The sequence below is a fragment of the Neobacillus sp. BP17 genome, assembly GCF_059579525.1.
The window spans coordinates 1,123,837-1,141,307 of record NZ_CM184198.1; the positions used below are offsets into that span (position 1 = coordinate 1,123,837).

Sequence of the window (17,471 nt, forward strand, 5' to 3'; positions counted from 1 at the left end):
CTAAAATTATGACCAACCATAATACTACTAGCCGAATCGAAAAACTTACAACATAAATGGTAAGCACATCCTAAGTGCTTACCATTTATGATTATTCCTGATTGTTTAAGGCTTGTTTAAGTAAATCACCTAAGCTGGTTCCGAAATCTTCTTTTTGGGTATATTTCTGGACGAGCTTTTGTGCTTCTTTTTTATTGACGGCTTTCTTCTTGTCCTCTGCTTTTTCAACGACATTACATCGGCGGCATTGGAAGTACGCACCTGCTTTTCCATTATGAATTTCCATTTTTTTATGGCATTGCGGGCACCGTCGGTTGGAGAGCTTTGGATCCTTACGTTTTCGGAAGGAACACTCTGGACTCGAGCAAACGAGAATTTTGCCTTCCTTTGTATTCCGCTCCTTTAGGAATTCGTTACATTCAGGACATCTTGAACCGGTTAAATTGTGGGCACGATAGGATTTCTCACTTTTTTTAATTTCAGAAACCAACTGCTCCGTTTGACGGCGAATCTTTTGTAAAAAGGCTTTCGGGTCCGCCTTTCCCTGGGAGATTTTCTCAAGTTCCTGTTCCCATTTTGCCGTTAGTTCCGGTGACTTTAATTCATCATTAACAAGATCAATGAGCTGCTTGCCTTTTTTAGTTGAGTGGAAGCGTCCATTCTGTCGCTCAACGACTTCCGTTTCTACAAGTCTTTCAATAATTTCTGCTCTGGTTGCTGGTGTCCCTAGTCCGAATTTCTCCATTTGTGAGAGAACATCAGCTTCGGAATAGCGTTGCGGCGGCTCCGTCCATTTTTGGCTGATTGAACAATCTTTTACCGCAAAGGAGTGACCTTGAGCTAATTTTTGCAGCCCAGTTAATTGTTCCGCACCTTCTCTTCCTAACACCTTTTTAAAGCCCAATTCAATTACATTTGTTTCTTTGGCGATAAAGGTTTCGCCTTCCACTTTAAATGTTGCCTGTATGGTTTCAAATTCATAAGCAGGTAAAAACAGTGCTAAGAAACGTCTTGCAATGATGTCATAAAGTTTTTTTTCATCTGAATCAAGTTCACTAAGATTAAGTCTTTGTTCCGTTGGGATGATCGCATGATGGTCTGTTACCTTTTCATTGTTAAAGACGCGTTTGGCGAGCACAATCCCCTTGTTTGCTAGCAGTGGACGAACTTCTTCTTTATACCCAGAAGCCATACCATGCAAGCGGTCTATCATTGTGTTCATCATATCAGTGGTTAAATAGCGTGAATCAGTTCTAGGATATGTGACCAATTTGTATTGCTCATAAAGACGTTGTAAAACAGAAGATGTTTTTTTCGCAGAGAAACCAAATCGCTTGTTTGCATCCCGCTGTAATTCAGTTAAATCGTAAGGCAGGGGCTGGGGCTCTGCTTTTTTCTTGCGATCAATTTTATCAAGTACAGCTTTCTTACCGTTTACTTTTGATTGGATCGCTTCAGCTTTTGCTTTATCGAAGATGCGCTTTTCATTGTCCCGTTCCCAATCCGTAGAAAGTGGGCCAATAGCGGCTCGAATTGTCCAATATTCTTTTGGAACAAAGGATTGAATCTGCTGTTCTCGTTCCAAAACTAGAGCAAGAGTGGGGGTCTGAACCCGTCCTGCCGATAGGGGGTCTTTATATTTTGTTGTTAGTGCTCTTGTTACATTCAATCCGATTAACCAATCAGCTTCCGCCCGGCAAACGGCCGAATGGTAAAGGTCTTCAAATTGTTTACCAGGCTTTAATTGCTTGAACCCATCTTTAATGGCTTTATCTGTTTGCGAAGAAATCCATAATCTTTTTAAGGGTTTGTTCCAGCGAATCTTTTCAAGAATCCAGCGCGCAACTAGTTCACCTTCACGACCAGCATCTGTGGCAATGATACAATCGTTAATGTCTTTCCGTTTTGCTAAGGCTTCAATCGCACGGAATTGATGGTTGGTTTGCTTCATGACCATTAAGCCCATTTTTTGTGGAATAATCGGCAAATCCTCTAAATTCCAGGTTTTATATTTTGTGTCATAGTGTTCTGGCATTTTTAATTCAATTAAATGGCCGAGTGCCCATGTGACAATATATTGATTTCCTTCCATATAACTTTTATGTTTTTGATTGCAGCCAAGTACACGGGCAAGTTCCCTAGCCACACTTGGCTTTTCAGCAAGTACAAGAGATTTCATAGTTACTCCTTTCAGGTACATCCATTTTAACCTTTATATAGTATAACGGAATCTCAAGATATTTTGTAACCTAAGCATTTTTCCTTTCATTTATTATCTCGCTAAAGTATTATCGTCGTAAAATTCTGGAAATTAAATTGACAAATATGCTTAGCACCCCATACAATATTATCACTAAGTTAAATAAAGAATGGAATGATACCCATGAGGCATCTGAAAAAATTCAATCAATTCATCATAAAAGAGGCTGGACTCCCAATCTATTAGATTCGGAATCCAGCCTCTTTCTTTATTATACTACAGTGGTAGAGGAGAGAGACAATATGATAACACTGACAGGTGGAAGTTTAACATTAGAGCAGATGAAAGATGTTTTATATCGAAAACAAAAGATCATGGCTTCAAGTGAGAGCATGGAAGCAGTTAAGAAGAGTCGTGAAGCAGTTGAAAGAATTGTTTCTGAATCTAAAGTAGTTTATGGAATTACGACGGGATTTGGAAAGTTCAGCGACGTCCTTATTGATAAAAACGATGTTCAGGACCTCCAACTTAATTTAATTCGCTCCCATGCATGCGGGGTTGGTGAACCTTTTCCAGAATTAGTTTCCAAAGCAATGGTACTTCTACGAGCTAACGCTCTCCTCAAGGGTTTTTCAGGAGTCAGACCTGTTGTCATTGAAAAATTATTAGAGTTAGTAAATCTGGATATCATTCCTGTTATCCCACAGCAGGGCTCTCTGGGGGCAAGCGGTGATTTAGCCCCGCTTTCTCATCTTGCACTGGTTTTAATTGGCGAGGGAGAGGTATTTTACAAAGGGAAGCAAATGGCGGCTTTTGACGCACTCCAACAAGAGGGAATTTTGCCTTTAACCTTGGAGGCCAAAGAAGGTCTAGCCCTTATTAACGGGACACAGGCGATGACAGCTATGGGTGTGATCGGGTATTTGGAGGCAGAACAACTAGCACATGAAAGTGAGCTAATTGCAGCTATGACAATGGAAGGGTTAAATGGAATTATTGATGCATTTGCGGAAGAAGTTCATGTTGCTAGGGGTTATAAACAACAAATTGATACAGCCGCAAGAATCCGTGCTTATTTAAGTGATAGTTTATTAACTACACAGCAGGGCGAGTTACGAGTTCAAGATGCTTATTCTCTCCGCTGCATTCCACAGGTTCATGGTGCATCGTGGCAAGCTCTGGATTATGTGAAAGAAAAATTAGAAATTGAAATGAACGCGGCAACGGATAATCCATTAATCTTTGATAATGGGGAAAAGGTGATTTCTGGAGGAAATTTCCATGGACAGCCGATTGCTTTTGCAATGGATTTTATGAAAATTGCCGTGGCTGAACTGGCGAATATTTCAGAAAGACGGATTGAAAGATTGGTTAATCCGCAGTTGAATGATTTACCAGCATTCCTTAGTCCGCAACCTGGTTTGCAATCTGGGGCAATGATCATGCAATATGCGGCAGCAGCACTGGTATCAGAGAATAAAACACTTGCTCATCCAGCTAGTGTCGATTCCATCCCATCCTCTGCTAATCAGGAGGACCATGTAAGTATGGGTACAATAGCATCAAGGCATGCCTATCAAATTATCCAGAATGCACGAAGAGTTGTGGCAATTGAACTGATTTGTGCGATGCAGGCGGTGGAGATTCGCGGGATTGATAAAATGGCTGCAAATACTAGATTGTTTTACGACAAGGCACGCGAACAGGTAGCATCCATTAAACAAGATAGGGTATTCTCAAAGGATATTGAAAAAGCTGCTTATTGGCTTAAGTCAATCGATTTTTCACCATTTATTAGAAACTTAAGGATTGAAAAGGGACAATTCTAAAAATGATTTCTTCATAAAAAGAAGGCGTGAGATGCTCACGCCTTTTATTCTGTCTGATCATTTAGTAAGCGGGCAGTATCTCCTCGATACTCATCCTCGTTTTCTACACGATTTTTAAACGCTTCACGTACAACTAGGAATTCTTCGTCACCAACTGCTTCTTTCGCATGTTTTTCTGTTAAACTGCCTTCCGGGAAGTTTCCTGGATGGTTTTTCTTTTTATGTTCAAAATGTTCTCCACGTGCCAATTACAACACTCCTTTCGTCTACGCAAGTATCATTCCCGAAACAGAGTGAAATAATTACTTTTTTAATTCCTTCCACAAAAAAGAAAAAGCTGAATGACAGTGGAATCTTTTTAATAGATTCAATCTTCACCAGCTTTTTGTTTGGTGGAGTCTGGCTTGCATATGCGATCCAAAAAATACCCTGCAAACACAATAAATGCAATCGGAATTGAAAAATTCAACACATGGATAAAGGTCATTGTATGAAATCACCACCTACTCTAGAATATTAATAATATTCGGAAAATTATTTTATTGTTTACATTATATGCCAATTTTCACGGTTTAGACAAATATTTAAGTTATATGTTGGAAAAGTATTTTGGTTTTGGTTAACGAAGGGAATAAACAACAAGCTTTTTTCCAAAAATTAACTATTTTGACAGATGGTGTTTAGATTAAAAGTCTTAATTGGGATATTTTTGTAGAAATATGGTATAATTTGTTATAAATAATTGTGTGAAAATTTAATCAATACGACAAATTACAACAACCAACTAAAATAGGACTAGATATAATATCAATAAAGATTAAGTAAATTGTCCTATCGAATTCAGTGACTTAAGGTTTATTAAATGTCAGAAAAAGGCAAACCTGTTGAAAAGCAGGGACGCAAAGCCGAGGGTCTAAGGCAGGTTTTTTGCTAGGATGGCCGGGCTACCTGGAATACATTCTGTATTTTAGGAGTGAGTAAAGTGGTTATTACGAAAAATGAATTTGAAGTAATCGATCAGGAATGGATTGCACTCATATTGGAAGCAAAGGACTTAGGGTTATCCATAGAAGCAGTTCGTGATTTCTTGGTCACAGAGAGATGATAAGACACACATGGCAGTACAAAAAAAGCATTCTACACAAAAATAACTTTTTTGTAGAATGCTTTTTTTTTCAATAAGATTGTTTTATTTCTACTTATCATTTTGATTAATTCGCCATTTGTTAAATTCAAGGAAATCTCGAAATTGTTCCTTAGAAACGCCCGAATTCATTGCGTCCTTGACTAGATTCATCCAATCAATATCTAGTTCCTCTTTATTAATCTCTTCATGTATCAAGTGATCTACAGGAATATTTAAAACAACAGCGATTTTTTCTAGAAACTTTATAGAAGGATTCTCTTGTTTGTTATTTTCAAGGTTACTTAAATAAGATTTAGCCACACCTGCTTGAGCAGCAAGTTCGGAAAGTGACATCTTTCTATCTAAGCGAAATTTTTTTACGCGATCACCAATCATTAGTCTCACACCCAATTATTATTCACTCTACATTAATTCTATCAAAAAGAATAAGAAAGCACCATATTAAGAACAAATTAATAAGGAAAATATGTACTTTATGAAATAATATAGATAAAGTATTTTTGAAAAAATATCAGGATAGAGTTATATTAAAAGTGTTGCCTATTGCGGCATGTTTTATAATTTATTAGTGGTATGTTTTTAGTCGAATAACAATTTTGATTTGCATACATAAAAATAAATAAAAAGGAAGGGGACCCTACAATAATGATTGTCCTTAAATCACAACGTGAAATAGAAGCAATGAAAAAGGCAGGGGAAATTCTAGCTGCCTGTCATAAAGAAATAGCTAAATTGATTAAACCAGGTATTACCACTTGGGAAATTGATGCCTTTGTGGAAGAATTTCTTAAGAAAAAAGGTGCGACTCCAGAACAAAAAGGCTATAAGGGCTATGAATATGCGACATGTGCAAGTATAAATGACGAAATATGCCACGGCTTTCCACGGAAAGAACCTTTAAGCGAAGGGGATATTGTGACGGTAGACATGGTTGTTAATTACAACGGTGCGCTAGCTGATTCTGCCTGGTCCTATGCAGTTGGGGACGTGTCAGAGGAAACGGAGCGTTTATTAAAAGTAACAAAGGAAGCACTGTATAAAGGGATTGAACAGGCTGTTGTCGGTAATCGAATCGGAGACATTGGGCACGCAATTCAAAAATATGTTGAAAGCGAAGGGTTTTCAGTTGTAAGAGATTTTATTGGCCACGGAATTGGCGCAGTAATTCATGAGAAACCGGATGTACCTCATTATGGACTGCCAGGCAAAGGGGCAAGAATCAAAGAAGGGATGGTCTTTACAATCGAGCCCATGGTTAATGTAGGACGATATCAAACAAAAATGGATCTCAATGGCTGGACGGCAAGAACTATTGATGGAAAGTATTCAGCCCAATACGAACATACCCTTGCCATTACCAAAGAAGGGACCGTCATCTTAACTGAACAAGATTAACAACAAACAAACCCGTTATGTGCATAACGGGTTTTCACTTTATTTCTTTCGAAGGCTACCAAGCTCTTCTACTAATGCTTGCATTTCATTAGGACTAAACGAATTTTTTCTTTGGACCATATCATAAATCTCTTTCAGTTCCTCGTACATTTCTTCATCAAAGTGTGAAGGTTTAATCGCACCAAGGTTCAAGACTTTTAACTTTTCCTTTATTTGTTCAATCATAAATTCAACATTTTCAATCGACTTTTCAGATAAATTCATTTCGGTCATCCTTTCCGAATAATTATTATGTTCATCTTTTCATGTAAGAAATTATATGTCAATAAAAAAATCATTAAAAGAGAATATGGACTTGCATGCACTCCGTCTATCTAGGAAAATAAAAATATGCAGGTTTTGGTATTTTTTACATGGGGTACTATTGATATTAATAAGGATTAAAGGAGACGTTAACATGACACAGAAAAATCAATTTTGGCGCGGAATGATAATCGGGGCCATTGCTGGCGGGGCCATTAGCCTTTTAGATAAACAAACACGTGAAGTGATGAAAGCAAACTTACAAAAAAATACATCAAGACTTACCTATGTTTTTAGAAATCCTGGTGAAATTGCGGAGAAAGTTAAGGAAACAGCTGAAAAAGTCAAGACAACCGTAAAGCAGGTTAATGAAGATATCTCCTTTATCACAGATAAGGTAGAAGAATTACGCGAATTAACACCTCAGGTATCTGACATGATAAAAGAAACGAAGGATACTTTCTCGAAGGATGACGAGGCGCTTTTGTTAGAGGAAGTGGCAGTCGAGGAAGATAAAATTGATTAAAAGGAGGATGTAGATGGAAAAGGGAGGAAATGTCCGCTCGTCTCTACTACGATTACTTTGGCATAGGATCGATGAAGATGACCTGCCAGGCTTAAGTGCGCAGTTGGCCTATTATTTTCTATTATCCTTATTTCCGCTCCTGATTGTTTTATTTACACTTCTTCCTTATTTTCCAATTCCACATCAGGATATGCTCGGAATAGTAAGAGATTTTGCACCAAGCGAGGCCATGGATTTAATTGAGAAAAATGTTCATGATATCATGAACCATCGGAATGGGAGTTTGCTTTCGTTCGGGATCATTGGCACCATTTGGTCGGCATCGAACGGAATAAATGCGATCGTTAAGGCATTTAATAAGGCATATAATGTCAAGGAAAGCCGTTCATTTATTGTTTCAAGGGGAATGGCTATTTTATTAACATTTGGGATGATCTTGGTATTAATTCTTGCAATTGTTCTCCCAGTATTTGGCAGAGAAATAGGTATTTTTTTATTCTCTCAATTGGGCTACACCACAGAATTTATTAAGCTCTGGAATGCATTAAGTTGGCTTGTTAGTGCGATTATTTTGTTCCTTATTTTTACAGGGTTGTATTGGATTGCGCCAAATGTAAAATTAAAATGCCGAAGCGCCTTTCCAGGTGCCGCGTTTGCAACAGTCGGCTGGATTGTTTCCTCAATCGGATTAACATTTTACGTAGGAAATATCAGTAATTATTCCCTGACATACGGCAGTATTGGGGCAATCATTGTTTTAATGATTTGGTTGTATATTTCGGCATTTATTATTATTTTAGGTGGAGAAATCAATGCCTTTTATAGTGAAAAAAATCGTAAGAATTGCTAATAGTTACCTTCATGAAACTTGCCTATCTGTTCAAACTAAAGAGGCAGGCTACTTTCACCAAGGAGGTTCTTATTATGACAAAGAAAACAAAAAAAGATGGCGGTACAAAGCAAAAGGGTAAAGGAAGCAAAGGAAATAAAACTTCCGGTTCAGCAAACGGTTCAAATGGTTATCACTAATGGGCTTTTCTTCATATAAACAAAAAGACCGGATGAATGTTCATCCGGTTTTTTAATCCTGCTCCAGTGCCTAGCAGCTGTGTATTATTTAAGTAATCGCAGGCTGTTTAGAATAACTAAGATTGTACTTCCTTCATGACCAATGACTCCAAATGGCAAATCAAGGATCTGGAAGAAGTTTGACGAAATCAAAACCATGATAACAGTTATCGAGAAAATAACATTCTGTTTAATGATTTTATTCATTCGTTTAGAAAGATCAATGGCCTCAGCAATTCGAGGCAAATCATTTTTCATTAGGACAATATCCGCGGTTTCAAGAGCAACGTCAGTTCCACCACCCATGGCAATACCAACATTGGCAATAGCAAGTGCAGGTGCATCATTGATTCCGTCACCCACCATTGCTACGGTTTCATATTTTGTTCTTAACTTCTTCAATTTTTCGACTTTTACCTCTGGTAAGCATTCCGCAAAAAATTCATCCACATGACTTTCTGAGGCAATTGCGCGTGCCGTTTTTTCACTATCACCTGTCAGCATAACCGTACGGATCCCTTGCTTTTTCAGGTGATCAATCGCAAGTTTAGTCTCCTCACGAACAACGTCTTTCATGGCAATTACTGCACATAACTCGCCGTCGATTTCAATAAATACAAGTGTATTTCCATGAGCAGCAAGTTCTTTAATCTTTCCATCCGCAAACTTTTCAATTAGTTCTTGGTTTACAAAGGCTGCTTTACCAATCTTCCAATTCTCCCCGTTTATGGTAGCCTTAACACCCCATCCTGGTATATCTTCAAGACTGTCCGGATGAAGGAGTTCTTTGTTAAGGTTTGATTTTACATATTTCACAATTGCCGTTGCCAGTGGATGGTTAGAATGGCTTTCAATCGAAGCTGCCTTCCAAATCAGGGCATCCTTATCAAGTCCATCCTTTACAATCACTTCCGTCACTTCTGGGTTGCCTTTTGTCAATGTACCGGTTTTATCAAATGCAATGGCACCTAAATGGCTTAAATTCTCTAGGTGAACCCCGCCTTTTACCAGGATTCCACGTCGCGCTCCATTGGAAATGGCCGATAATGTTGCGGGCATGATGGAAGCAACAAGTGCACATGGTGAAGCAACCACCAATAAGATCATCGCTCGATAAAAGGCTTCTTGCCAACTCCAACCTAAAATAAAGTGAGGGAGAAAAAACATCAAAAACACAACAGAAAGGACCAGTTTAACATAGGTTCCTTCGAAGCGTTCAATAAAAAGTTGTGAAGGAGATTTTTCGCTTTGAGCCGATTGTACGAGCTGAATAATCTTTTGAAAAAGAGTGTCATGGCTCGCTTTTGTCACTTGAACAGTAATGGATCCTGTCATGTTTACAGTTCCTGCAAAAACCTCTTCCTTATCACCTTTGGATACTGGCATAGACTCACCTGTAATAGCAGCCTCGTCAATATTGGTTTGTCCTTTAATAATCATCCCGTCAGATGGAATCCGCTCACCGGGCTTTATTAAAATCAGATCTCCGATATGGAGCATTGAAACAGGAACTCTCTTTTCACTGCCGTCTGAGATGAGCAAAGCCTCTTCTGGCTGCAGTTTCATTAAAGAGGAGATTTCTTTATGGCTTTTATTCATTGTATACGTTTCGAGTGCACCACTTACGGCAAAAATAAAAATTAACATGGCACCCTCTGTCCAGTACCCAATTATGGCCGATCCAATTGCTGCAAAAATCATTAACATTTCTACGTTTAATTCCTTATTTTCGTAGGTAGCCTCAATGCCTTCTTTTGCCTTGGCGAAACCACCAATTACAAACGCCAGCAGGTAAGCAATAATGGAATCAGCACCATTTCCATACTTGTCAAATAACCAGCCAGCTGCAATAAAGCCACCGCTTAGGCCTGCTGCAATTAATTCTGCATGTGGTTTAATTTTTTCGAAGAATCCTAATTTGTTTACACTTTTTGTTAGCGCCTTTGCTTCGGAACTCAATGTTCTTCCCCCTTCCAATTGCTAATTGATAAGAATAATCAAAGTCAATACCCTTAAAAAATACGAAAGCTGTCATCAAAGTGATGACAGCACGGTCTTTATAATGTTTCTATTTATTTTATCTTACCACATATTTTATGCATAAGATATGATTTTGCTCCATAATTATCCTGTTATGAACTTGGTTGCTCAAATACAAAATTAGTCTTCTTACCAAATGTGAAGATGATAATAGATAAGGTTAAGAGCATCGTACTAATGATATAGAAGAAACTTACATTTTCAATGAACTTAATAAACAAGCCTCCAATGATGGGTCCGCTTAAACTGCCGAGACTGAAAAATATTCCGCATAACAAATTTCCAGTCGGAAGTAGAGTTTTTGGAAGCAAATCTGTCATGTATCTGATACCTAGAGAGAAAGTTGAACCAACAACCATTCCAGAAATAAGAAAAACGACAAACAGTCCAATAAAAGAGTGTTCAAGGAAGATTGCAGCAGTAAAGCTAAAAAATCCAAGAAAAAGGATCGTTATTAAAATATTACGCCGACCATACTTATCACTCAAAATTCCTAGAGGTAGTGAGGTAATAATACTGCCGGAGGCAAATGCAGTCAACAACATGGAAACATTGGTGACGTTTATATCCATTCTTAATGCATAGACAGGAAAACTGCCGTTTAAGGAGGATTCTAAAAATCCATAAGAAAATGGCGGAAGGAAAGCAACCCATCCATATTTTAAAGCCTTTTTAAACTGTTTGATGGTTGATAGGAAGGAATTGATACCAACTTCTTGTTCAGGTCTTTCGTTTTTAAGCATAAATACAAAAATCCAGCCAATAAAACAAAGGATTGAGGAGACAATAAAAGGCAGAGATTGATATACGTTTACTAATGGTGTCATTAATGGCCCACTGGCAAAGCCAATTCCAAAAAATAATCCATATAAAGAAATATTTCGTCCCCGCTTATCTGCCGGGGAGGATGATGTAATCCATGTCTGTGTGGCAAAATGAAGTGAATGATCGCCTATTCCAATCAGCAACCGGAGGGTAAACCAAAACCAAAATGTCTCCCAAAGAGGAAAGAGTGCAAGCGAAATAATTACGAGACCTCCACCATAAATAATCACTGGTTTATAACCATATTTCCTGAGAGGCATTTCCATAAAAGGAGACACAAGAAGAATTCCAATATAAAGTGCTGTCGCATTTAATCCATTTAATGAAGGTGAAACCCCATTTTTTTCAAAAATTACAGCAATTAAAGGCAATAACATTCCTTGCGAAAATCCAGAAATCGCAACGATACTCACAAGGATCCAAAATCGCAGATTCGTTTTTTTCATAGAACTTCCTCAATTCTACAAGTTTGATTCAATATAAATTATATAGTTCCTAAATGATGGTAACGAGAAAACCGCCTATATGCAAGAGAAAGTTACGAACCTAGACATTCGAGGTGAATTTAGGTAAATTAAGGAACAAAAGGAAAAGTTTAAAAGAAAATATCCTCGTTAGATATTAAGAATATGGAGGGAATACGGTGAACAGGATTTTTATGCTTATGACATTCATTGGAGTGCCGCTGTCCGTTATTGGCTCACTAATGCATTGGTCAAATATTGTTTTATTTATTATCTACTGCTTAACAATCGTGGCACTTGCCAGTTATATGGGAAGGGCAACTGAAAGTCTAGCAATTGTTGCAGGCCCGCGGATTGGCGGACTGTTAAATGCAACCTTCGGAAATGCAGTCGAACTTATTATTTCAATCTTTTCGTTGAAGGCCGGGCTTGTTGGAATTGTTCTCGCCTCACTAACAGGTTCCGTATTAGGAAACTTACTACTTGTGGCGGGACTTTCGTTCTTTATAGGGGGCTTAAAATTTAAGCGTCAATCATTTAACGTCTACGATGCTAGGCATAATTCAGGACTGTTGATGTTTGCGGTTATCATTGCTTTTGTTATCCCTGAAGTTTTTTCGATTAATATGAATGAGACAAAAACTCTTTCCTTAAGTATTGGGATTTCAGTTATTTTGATCATCCTTTATCTGGCTGCCTTATTTTTTAAATTGGTTACCCATCGAGGCGTATACCATCCAAGTACAGAAAAAAATATCGCTCATGAGGAAGAAGAACCAGAATGGGGGAAAGGGAGAGCCATAGCTGTTCTTTTCATTGCTACAATTGCAGTCGCATACATCTCCGAGCACCTAGTCCATACGTTTGAATATGTAGGAGAAACACTTGGTTGGTCTGAATTGTTTATCGGTATCATTATCGTAGCTATAGTAGGGAATGCAGCAGAACATGCATCTGCCGTTGTCATGGCATTTAAAAACAAAATGGACATTGCCGTTGAAATTGCGATTGGATCTACATTGCAGGTGGCCATGTTCGTATTACCTGTTCTAGTACTTGCCTCACTTTTCTTTGATACCACCATGCCATTGCTATTTAGCTGGCAAGAGTTAATTGCGATGGTGTCATCGGTGCTCCTTATGGTTGTAATCTCCAACGATGGGGAATCCAATTGGTTTGAGGGGTTAACACTGCTCGCTGCCTATTTAATTATGGGAATTGGCTTTTATTTACTCTAGTAATGTAAAAAATAAAGACTCTAAGCCCGATGGCATAGAGTCTTTATTATTAAATTTAAGTTTCATTTCCATTCTTCAATGTACTGGGTAAATCGTCAAGCTTGGGCTATTATGATAAAATAACCATTTAGTAGGGTAAAAATCAATCGCTTTTCTTTGGGACATCAATCACCAACCTTCATGTTTATTTAGATACATGAACACAAGTGTTGAATCTCATATAAGACGGGAATCCCAACCTCCTTATGGATAATAAGTAATGGAAGCAGATTGATTACAGCCCTCCTTTGTTGATAAGTTAAGTATATTATATTATTAAATTTTAATTTTGTAAATGTTCTGAATATTACATTTATGTTACTTTTTAAGGAGCGACTAATGAGATTATTCATTCGGTTTTTATTTTTTATTTTTGGACTTATTATTATGACTTTTGGTGTTTGTATGACCATTGAAGTAGCAGATATTGGTGTGGGTGCATGGGATGCTCTTAATGTAGCCCTAACAGAAAAGGTAGGTTTATCTGTAGGTAAATGGGTAATGATTGATGGGGCTGTTTTAATTATAGTGGTCTCACTTTTATTAAAGAAAAGACCTGATCTTCTTTCACTTCTAACGATTATAATCATCGGTTCATTAGTCGATTTTTGGCTGGGAACTGTATTTGATTTATTTCAAGTCAATCATCTCATCACTAAAATAGCCATGCTATTAGTAGGAGTCTTAATTATCGGATTTGGTGCAGCTATCTACATTCAAGCAAAATTCCCTCAAAGTCCCATTGATAATTTTATGTTAGCCATTAAAGAACGCTTTCGAGTAAATATAATGGCTGCGAAAACCATTGGAGAGATTACAGCATTGATTCCTGCCTTTTTACTACATGGACCTATTTCATACGGTACCATTATCATTACATTCACAGTTGGACCTGCGATCCAATTGTTCTTTCCATACTTTGAAAAAGTAATGTTGCGTCTACAGACGAAATATTGAAATTACTTACAGGATGGATAAAAATAATCAACTCCGAAAAAACTACTAGCAGACTGATTATGCTATTAGTGAAAGGAGTTTAACTCGTGAAGAAAAATGTCACTATCTTGATGACACTGCTATTAATGTTAACTTTTATTCCCTCAGCCTTCGCACATAAGGGTCCAGCGCAAAAAGTTTCGGTTAAATATCAAGTTCCACCTTCGGTCCGAAATATTACCAAGGAGAATACTTATCCAAATTCGACACAGGATCTGCCATTATTACAACCAAGTGAATTAACTAAAAAGTTGATTAATTCATCAAAGGTGAAAATCGAAAACCCTGATCTAATTCGAATGCTAAATGAATCGAGTATTAATAGTACACCTTTTGCGATTGGCTATCGTGCTATCGTCTATTTAGGTCAGTGGCCCTTAAATTACGAATCATCGGAAACTTCCCCAAACTGGGAGTTCCAAAAGATTAACACCAATTATTTTGATAATCGCGGCGGCAAGGTGCCCTATCAAATCAAATATGTTCAGGAGTCCCAGAAGATTATTAGAGGCGGGCTCACCGCTAAAATCGCGAGTGCTGAGGCCGTGAAAAAAATGATGCTTTTAAAGGCAATGGAAAAAACGCATCTTCCACTGGCATTCGATACGATTATTGGCGCCGGCACGAAGAACGATCATATTTATAACATTCCTCCAAACCGGTTGGGCTACTTATATGCCTATGCACCAGGTGTGAATGAAAAAGGTAAGGTAACCTACGGTGAAGTCTATTTAATGCTAAAAGGCAGCAAAAAGTTTATCGTGATTAAAAACGTAACCTCTCAAGGAATCGGCGCATGGATTCCAGTTCAAGATTATGTATCCTTTGGATTTGCAGCGTCAGAACGACCACGATAAAAGCAGACTCCTGGTTGCAGGAGTCTTTTCTTTTTTGAAAAATTGGGCAAAATATTATTAATCGATTGTCAAAGCAGCCATTTTTCGATAGGATGAGAACGTTAGCGAAAGGAGTGAAACAACTTGGGAAGCCCGATTGAAGATAAAAATACACAAGTGAATTTTTTAAAACAACGCTTAAACATGTTCATTGATGTCCTTGATGCGATCGATCCGGAAGATACAGATCTTGAAGATATTGACCGCTTAATTTCAATGTTAGATGATATGGAATCAAAATGCAGAGAATTTAATAATCGTGAAGTGAGTGAGTCTGTTTAATCAACAGGCTCTTTTTAATGGGTTAAATAGTGAATCCAATATTTACATGGGGGATTTCCACGAATAACCTGGCAGCGGTTGCAAGCTAATCCTTTAATTCTATAGGTTATAGGAGTATAATATAAACGTGCAAAAATTGAAAAATATTAATGGGGAACATGGGGAGAGGGGTACTCGAATTGAATATTTCTAAATTTCAAGAAAGCATGTATAAGCTAGTCGTTGAAACATCAACAAAACTTCCTAAGGATGTCCGCAGAGCTGTTAAACGGGCTAAGGAAAATGAAAATGCGGGAACAAGTGCTGCAATGAGCCTAGCAACAATCACAAATAATATCAAGATGGCAGACGATCAAGTGTCACCCATCTGTCAGGACACAGGTTTACCAACCTTTAAAATTAAAACGCCAGTAGGTGTGAATCAATTAGAAATTAAAGAAGCAATTCGTAATGCCATTGTGTTGGCAACGAAAGAAGGGAAGCTTCGCCCGAACTCAGTCGATTCCCTAACTGGTGAAAACAGTGGGGACAATCTTGGTGCAGGCGTGCCTGTTATCAAATTTGACCAATGGGAAAAAGATTATATCGACGTTCGTCTGATTTTAAAAGGCGGCGGTTGTGAAAATAAAAACATTCAATACAGCCTTCCATGTGAATTAGACGGATTAGGCCGTGCAGGGCGTGACCTTGATGGAATCCGTAAGTGCGTTATGCATTCCGTCTACCAGGCTCAAGGTCAAGGCTGCAGCGCTGGCTTTATCGGTGTTGGTATTGGCGGCGACCGTTCTTCTGGATACGATTTAGCGAAAGAACAGTTATTCCGTTCTGTGGAAGATGTGAACCCAAATGAAGACCTTCGTAAGTTAGAAGAGTATGTAATGGAGAATGCAAATAAATTAGGAATCGGCACAATGGGCTTCGGTGGTGAAGCCACCCTTTTAGGCTGTAAAGTGGGCGTCATGAACCGCATTCCTGCAAGTTTCTATGTATCTGTTGCCTACAATTGCTGGGCATTCCGTCGTTTAGGTGTGAGTGTAAACGCGGAGACTGGTGAAATCAACGAATGGATGTATCAAGACGGGGAATTCATTGATTTTGCTGAAAAAGAAGCAGCTGTGCAGGAAACAGCCGCTACATCTGAAGGGGTTATCTCCTTGGAGGCGCCAATATCTGAAGAACAAATCCGTTCTTTAAAAGTAGGCGATGTCGTTCAGATTAATGGGATGATGTACACTGGCCGTGATGCAATTCATAAGTATTTAAGCGATCATGACGCACCAGTGGATTTAAATGGACAAGTGATTTATCATTGCGGTCCGGTTATGTTGAAGGATGAAGCCGGTGCTTGGCATGTAAAGGCAGCAGGTCCAACAACAAGCATTCGTGAGGAACCTTATCAAGGTGATATCATGAAAAAATTCGGCATCCGAGCTGTTATCGGTAAAGGCGGTATGGGACCGAAGACGTTAGCTGCATTAGAAGAACATGGCGGGGTATACCTAAATGCAATTGGCGGAGCTGCACAATATTATGCAGATTGCATCAAATCAGTTGAAGGTGTCGATTTAATGCAATTTGGTATTCCAGAAGCAATGTGGCACCTTCGTGTAGAGGGCTTCACAGCAGTAGTGACAATGGACTCACACGGAAACAGCCTGCACGCCGACGTAGATAAATCTTCATTAGAAAAGTTAGCGGCGTTTAAGGAGCCGGTTTTTAAATAGAGAGTTGTGGGATAGGCGCTCGGGTTGCGGGCGCTTATTTTTTTTATGAACTAAAAAAACGAGATGATTTTCAAATAATATCCAGCAAATGTCGTAAGTTTCGAAAAATGGGCAATAAGAGTCCGATAAGATGTCATAAGTGCTGAAAAATACGTCATAAGTACCTGGATATTGAATTGATTTCCAAATAATATCCAGCATATGTCGTAAGTTTCGAAAAATGGGCGATAAGAGTCCGATAAGATGTCATAAGTGCTGAAAAATACGTCATAAGTACCTGGATATTGAATTGATTTCCAAATAATATCCAGCAAATGTCGTAAGTTTCGAAAAATGGGCGATAAGAGTCCGATAAGATGTCATAAGTGCTGAAAAATACGTCATAAGTACCTGGATATTGAATTGATTTCCAAATAATATCCAGCAAATGTCATAAGTTTCGAAAAATAGATAAAAATAGTCCGATAATATGTCATAAGCGACGACCAGACAAGTCAAG

At 38.3% G+C, this 17,471-nt stretch carries 16 protein-coding genes and 1 riboswitch; of the genes, 10 read left to right on the plus strand and 6 right to left on the minus strand.

Translation table 11 applies throughout. The features are described 5' to 3' along the window. Nucleotides 1-91 precede the first annotated feature (91 nt). The gene (locus AC4QJR_RS05325) at nucleotides 92-2,179 is read right to left on the minus strand and encodes a DNA topoisomerase III (protein WP_496525550.1); all 2,088 of its coding nucleotides are present in this window, start codon (nucleotides 2,177-2,179) and stop codon (nucleotides 92-94) included. 323 nt (nucleotides 2,180-2,502) lie between these two features. On the opposite strand from AC4QJR_RS05325, the gene hutH reads away from it, so the two are divergent. Then, the gene (gene hutH, locus AC4QJR_RS05330; protein ID WP_496525551.1) at nucleotides 2,503-4,029 is read left to right on the plus strand and encodes a histidine ammonia-lyase; all 1,527 of its coding nucleotides are present in this window, start codon (nucleotides 2,503-2,505) and stop codon (nucleotides 4,027-4,029) included. Nucleotides 4,030-4,073: 44 nt separating this feature from the next. Here the strand turns inward: hutH and AC4QJR_RS05335 are convergent, their stop codons facing one another. Then, on the minus strand, nucleotides 4,074-4,277 hold the full coding sequence (locus AC4QJR_RS05335) for a hypothetical protein (protein WP_098575698.1): 204 nt from the start codon (nucleotides 4,275-4,277) through the stop codon (nucleotides 4,074-4,076). A gap of 616 nt (nucleotides 4,278-4,893) precedes the next feature. Next, nucleotides 4,894-4,981: riboswitch (cyclic di-GMP riboswitch) on the plus strand. Between the two features lie 30 nt (nucleotides 4,982-5,011). On the opposite strand from AC4QJR_RS05335, the gene AC4QJR_RS05340 reads away from it, so the two are divergent. Then, complete coding sequence (locus tag AC4QJR_RS05340; RefSeq protein WP_098575697.1) at nucleotides 5,012-5,134, plus strand: anti-repressor SinI family protein; 123 nt, start codon at nucleotides 5,012-5,014, stop codon at nucleotides 5,132-5,134. 90 nt (nucleotides 5,135-5,224) lie between these two features. Here the strand turns inward: AC4QJR_RS05340 and AC4QJR_RS05345 are convergent, their stop codons facing one another. Next, a complete protein-coding gene (locus AC4QJR_RS05345; protein ID WP_026564443.1) occupies nucleotides 5,225-5,551 on the minus strand; it encodes a helix-turn-helix domain-containing protein in 327 nt (108 codons plus the stop codon). 270 nt (nucleotides 5,552-5,821) lie between these two features. On the opposite strand from AC4QJR_RS05345, the gene map reads away from it, so the two are divergent. After that, the gene (gene map / locus AC4QJR_RS05350) at nucleotides 5,822-6,571 is read left to right on the plus strand and encodes a type I methionyl aminopeptidase (protein ID WP_496525552.1); all 750 of its coding nucleotides are present in this window, start codon (nucleotides 5,822-5,824) and stop codon (nucleotides 6,569-6,571) included. 39 nt (nucleotides 6,572-6,610) lie between these two features. Here map and AC4QJR_RS05355 read toward each other — a convergent pair whose 3' ends face one another. Continuing rightward, nucleotides 6,611-6,835 (minus strand): DUF1128 domain-containing protein, encoded by a 225-nt coding sequence (locus AC4QJR_RS05355; protein ID WP_098575695.1) that lies wholly within the window; start codon nucleotides 6,833-6,835, stop codon nucleotides 6,611-6,613. A 193-nt stretch (nucleotides 6,836-7,028) separates the two neighbouring features. Here AC4QJR_RS05355 and AC4QJR_RS05360 point away from each other — a divergent pair, with 193 nt between their 5' ends. Next, nucleotides 7,029-7,400, plus strand: a complete 372-nt coding sequence (locus AC4QJR_RS05360; RefSeq protein WP_496525553.1) for a YtxH domain-containing protein — start codon at nucleotides 7,029-7,031, stop codon at nucleotides 7,398-7,400. A gap of 13 nt (nucleotides 7,401-7,413) precedes the next feature. Then, entirely contained in the window at nucleotides 7,414-8,250 is an 837-nt protein-coding gene (locus tag AC4QJR_RS05365) for a YihY/virulence factor BrkB family protein (protein WP_375377520.1), read from the plus strand. A gap of 263 nt (nucleotides 8,251-8,513) precedes the next feature. Here AC4QJR_RS05365 and AC4QJR_RS05370 read toward each other — a convergent pair whose 3' ends face one another. After that, nucleotides 8,514-10,427 (minus strand): heavy metal translocating P-type ATPase, encoded by a 1,914-nt coding sequence (locus AC4QJR_RS05370; RefSeq protein WP_251459227.1) that lies wholly within the window; start codon nucleotides 10,425-10,427, stop codon nucleotides 8,514-8,516. A gap of 173 nt (nucleotides 10,428-10,600) precedes the next feature. Next, entirely contained in the window at nucleotides 10,601-11,779 is a 1,179-nt protein-coding gene (locus tag AC4QJR_RS05375; RefSeq protein ID WP_496525554.1) for an MFS transporter, read from the minus strand. A gap of 212 nt (nucleotides 11,780-11,991) precedes the next feature. Between AC4QJR_RS05375 and cax the strand changes: the two genes are divergently transcribed. The 5 genes from cax to AC4QJR_RS05400 all read left to right on the plus strand — a co-directional run bounded on the left by cax (nucleotide 11,992) and on the right by AC4QJR_RS05400 (nucleotide 16,972). Continuing rightward, complete coding sequence (gene cax / locus AC4QJR_RS05380; protein WP_251459420.1) at nucleotides 11,992-13,035, plus strand: calcium/proton exchanger; 1,044 nt, start codon at nucleotides 11,992-11,994, stop codon at nucleotides 13,033-13,035. A gap of 378 nt (nucleotides 13,036-13,413) precedes the next feature. Then, nucleotides 13,414-14,031, plus strand: a complete 618-nt coding sequence (locus AC4QJR_RS05385; RefSeq protein ID WP_251459223.1) for a YczE/YyaS/YitT family protein — start codon at nucleotides 13,414-13,416, stop codon at nucleotides 14,029-14,031. A 125-nt stretch (nucleotides 14,032-14,156) separates the two neighbouring features. Beyond that, nucleotides 14,157-14,927, plus strand: coding sequence for a YfkD family protein (locus AC4QJR_RS05390; protein ID WP_496526623.1), 771 nt, complete (start codon nucleotides 14,157-14,159; stop codon nucleotides 14,925-14,927). A 123-nt stretch (nucleotides 14,928-15,050) separates the two neighbouring features. After that, nucleotides 15,051-15,248 carry an SE1561 family protein gene (locus AC4QJR_RS05395; protein ID WP_066251284.1) on the plus strand — a complete coding sequence of 66 codons (198 nt, stop codon included), beginning with the start codon at nucleotides 15,051-15,053 and terminating at the stop codon, nucleotides 15,246-15,248. A 179-nt stretch (nucleotides 15,249-15,427) separates the two neighbouring features. Beyond that, on the plus strand, nucleotides 15,428-16,972 hold the full coding sequence (locus tag AC4QJR_RS05400; RefSeq protein WP_496525555.1) for a fumarate hydratase: 1,545 nt from the start codon (nucleotides 15,428-15,430) through the stop codon (nucleotides 16,970-16,972). Nucleotides 16,973-17,471 lie beyond the last annotated feature (499 nt).